The organism is Enterobacter sp. K16B, from assembly GCF_020216105.1.
Taxonomy (GTDB): domain Bacteria; phylum Pseudomonadota; class Gammaproteobacteria; order Enterobacterales; family Enterobacteriaceae; genus Enterobacter; species Enterobacter sichuanensis.
This window is the reverse complement of record NZ_JAIWJZ010000153.1, coordinates 1-3,284: the sequence shown is the minus strand read 5'-3', so window position 1 is coordinate 3,284 and position 3,284 is coordinate 1. Positions and strand designations below refer to the sequence as shown.

General features: G+C 55.7%; 3 protein-coding genes. All 3 read right to left on the bottom strand.

The features are described 5' to 3' along the window. Positions 1-132: 132 nt before the first annotated feature. Positions 133-1,086: a maltose operon protein MalM gene (gene malM, locus LDK53_RS21530; RefSeq protein ID WP_025758984.1), complete on the bottom strand. Its 954-nt coding sequence runs from the start codon at positions 1,084-1,086 to the stop codon at positions 133-135. Positions 1,087-1,200: 114 nt separating this feature from the next. Then, positions 1,201-2,514, bottom strand: a complete 1,314-nt coding sequence (locus LDK53_RS21525; RefSeq protein ID WP_225288032.1) for a maltoporin — start codon at positions 2,512-2,514, stop codon at positions 1,201-1,203. Positions 2,515-2,585: 71 nt separating this feature from the next. Beyond that, positions 2,586-3,284, bottom strand: a 699-nt coding sequence (locus LDK53_RS21520; protein WP_225288031.1) for a TOBE domain-containing protein, incomplete at its 5' end; no start/stop codon positions are given.

The following is a 3,284-nucleotide window of genomic DNA, read 5'->3' as shown; positions in this document are numbered from 1 at the left end:
GGATCGCATCATTCGTTCTTTCCGCGTCAGGGAAAATGCCTTCTGAACTGATTGCCTTTGATTAGCGGCGAAAAAAAGTGCGCCCACTCAGGCGCACTAAACTACTAACAAATCAGCACTGTGGGGAAACGGTTACCCCTTGCCTTTTACACTGCTGATAAAGGTGGAACGGGCAGTGGTTGAACCTAAACGTTCGGCTTCATCAAGCAGTTTCAGCGCTTTATCGACATCGCCGCGCTTCACCGCCTGCTTAATGGCGTTGTTGAAGTACTCTTCGGTGTCGTTCAGTACCGGCTCAGCTTTCTTCGCCGGGGCCGGCGCTGCGGTCGCTACCGGTGCGGCTGCCGTGGCAGCTGGCGCGGCATAGACAGGTGCAGCGGTATTCCCCACGGTCACCGGCCCTGGGCCTGAGGAGCCAAACAGTGGACCAACGAGTACGCTGGAGGCGCTGTTGGTGGAGACTTTCAGTTTGATCAGGCCATCAGTGGTATGACGGGCAAGCGGGTCCGGAATATCCGGAACCGAGTTGCCGGTGCCTTTCGCATAGGCTTTCGCCGGGTCAACCAGCTTTGTGGTCTGCTGCAAATCTTTCTCGGTGGTGAAGACCAGCACGTAAATTTTTTGCTGTCCCAGGGCTGGCGTCAGGCGCATCACGCCTTGCAGGCGGTCTGCACTCATCACGCCAGGCTCCTGATAGCTAAAGTAGCTGCTCGGGAAGAAAGCAGAAGGCGTCAGGTTTTGGTCCAGAATCAGCACGTTCGGCGCAAATACGCTGGTCTGTTTGTCCACCTCACTGGTTAACGTCAGGGTCAGTTCACCAATATTGGCTGGCACGCTGTAGGCGGCAACCGGCCCGGTGATCCCCGGCACGTTCAGCTGTTGTCCGCCCGTAGAAAGCTGGGTGGATTGCGTTTTGGATTGATCAACCGGTGTCCAGGTCAGTTGCTGGAGCGCCGCCGCCGGGATAGCTGGCGCAGCGCTGGTATTTTGTGGCACGAAATTCACATCTGCCAGGGAGACCGCCGGAACACAGGCCATCAGCCCCGCAGAGAGGCACAGCGCGACGAGACTTTTCTTCATTTTCATTGTTATTACCTCTGATAGCGTGAGCACTGCGGTGGCCAGGCAATAGCGCGCAGCACCCTAAGGATAGAGGGGCTTTCGCCCCTCTTTTTAGGTCATTACGTCAGGTCTAACGAATTACCACCAGATTTCCATCTGGGCGCCGAAGGTCCACTCATCGTCGTCGCCACGGCTGAAGGTTTTCGCGGAAGTATCGCTGTACGCTACACCAGGGGTGTAGGCTGCACCGGAATCGTTGTTCGCATAACCCCATTTCTCATCCCACTTCGCGTAGGTTGCGAAGACACGGATAGCCGGACGAGACCAGATGCTGTCGCCTGCCTGCCATTGCTGTGCCAGGGTGATTTTGTACTGGCTGTTTTTCTCGTCAGTTCTCTGAGATTTGACGTTGTCGTAGCCCACTTCCAGCAAGGTGCTCATGATCGGCGTCCATTTGAACATTGGACGAACACCCACGGTCCACCACTCGGTACCGTTGTTGTTGTCACGATCGATGTTCTGGTACATACCGACGTACATCAGGTCCCAACGGTCTGCCAGGGTGATTGCACCGTGGTCCAGCACACGCCACATTGAACCGTCGTTATCAACGCTACCGCCCTGTGGAATACCTTTGCCGTTAGAGGTCATCGAGTCCGTACCGTACTGCAACACGAACTTGTTGAAGCCCTTCATCATGCTCTGGGTATGTTCAGCAGTGAACAGCCAGCCATCTTTAGAGGCGCCAGGCTGCAGGTAGTAATCGTCTGGAATGTTGGTGTGACCGTAGTCAACACCCAGTTCCAGCGTACCGCCCGGGTTGGTTTCCAGACCAGCTAAACGGACGTCGAAGACATCGTTTGGCACGACGTTGTCATAAACGCGATCGCCATTCGCATCACGGTCAGCGAAGGTTGCAGAGCCGCCGGATTCAGAAGAACGGGTTGCGGCCAGAGAGAGCTTACCGAAGCCCAGGTCGATGTTTTCGATACCCGCACCAGGACCAGAAATATCCCAGTAGTAGAAGTCGATCATGTGAACGTCATGACGCTGATAGAAGCGCTTACCGGCCCAGATGGTGGACCCTGGCAGCCATTCAATCAGGTTTTTACCCTGCACGTTAGCTTCACGGAAGGCCGGGCTGGTGGCTTCCCAGTCATTCTGCTGAGAAACGGAATACGCGACGTTGGTGTCGAAGTAGAAGCTCTTATCGCCCTCTTTCCACACTTCCTGGCCCAGTTTCAGCTCGGCGTAGGTCTCACATTCGTTACCGAGACGGTATTTACTTTGAGCACCGGTTGCCTGGAAACATTGTTGTTCACCGCCACTCCCGGTCCAGCCAATGCCGGAACGAGCATAACCTTTAAAGTCCACGGCGCCCGCCTGGGCAGACAGGATGCCTGCCGCAACGGCGATTGCCAGAGGGACTTGTTTGCGCAGAGTAATCATCATTCTATCTCCTGAGATCATTGCTTTTCTTTGAACACTTCACCTGTCGGTTTCGTGTCTTCTTTTGGGATTGCTTAAACGCCCGGCTCTTTATGCAACCGACGACATGCAGTGCCATCCTCACGGAACAGATGGCAACGCTCTGGCGGCAAGCCGATAGCGAATGTGGCACCCTCTTCTACCAACACCACGTCATTCTGGCGGTAGACCAGGTTCTGACGAATGGCGGGGATCTGGATATGAATCTGTGTTTCGTGACCAAGCTGTTCGACGACCTGAACCTCACCTTCCAGCGTCACATCGGCGATGTGGCTCGGCAGTAAATGTTCAGGACGAATACCGAGGGACATGTTTGCCCCCACCTGTACGTTGGCGCTGTCGACCGGCAGCCAGACTTGCTGACGGTTTGGCAGCTCCACCTGTACCTGTTCAATGGCTGTCGCGGTCACTTTAACGGGCAGGAAGTTCATCTTTGGCGAGCCAATAAAGCCCGCAACAAAGCGGTCTGCCGGGTAGTGATAGAGCTCCAGCGGTTTGCCCACCTGCGCCACGCGACCGGCATCCAGCACCACAATTTTGTCCGCCAGGGTCATCGCTTCGACCTGATCGTGGGTGACGTAAATCATCGTGCGGCCAAGACGTTTATGCAGACGGGAGATTTCGATACGCATCTGGACGCGCAGGGCAGCATCCAGGTTGGAAAGCGGTTCATCGAGCAGGAACACGCGCGGTTCGGCGACAAGGGTACGGCCAATCGCCACACGCTGACGTTG

Coding starts and splice junctions, on each gene's coding strand:
- malM (WP_025758984.1), bottom strand. CDS start 1,086: ATGAAAATGAAGAAAAGTCTCGTCGCGCTGTGCCTCTCTGCGGGGCTG.
- LDK53_RS21525 (WP_225288032.1), bottom strand. CDS start 2,514: ATGATGATTACTCTGCGCAAACAAGTCCCTCTGGCAATCGCCGTTGCG.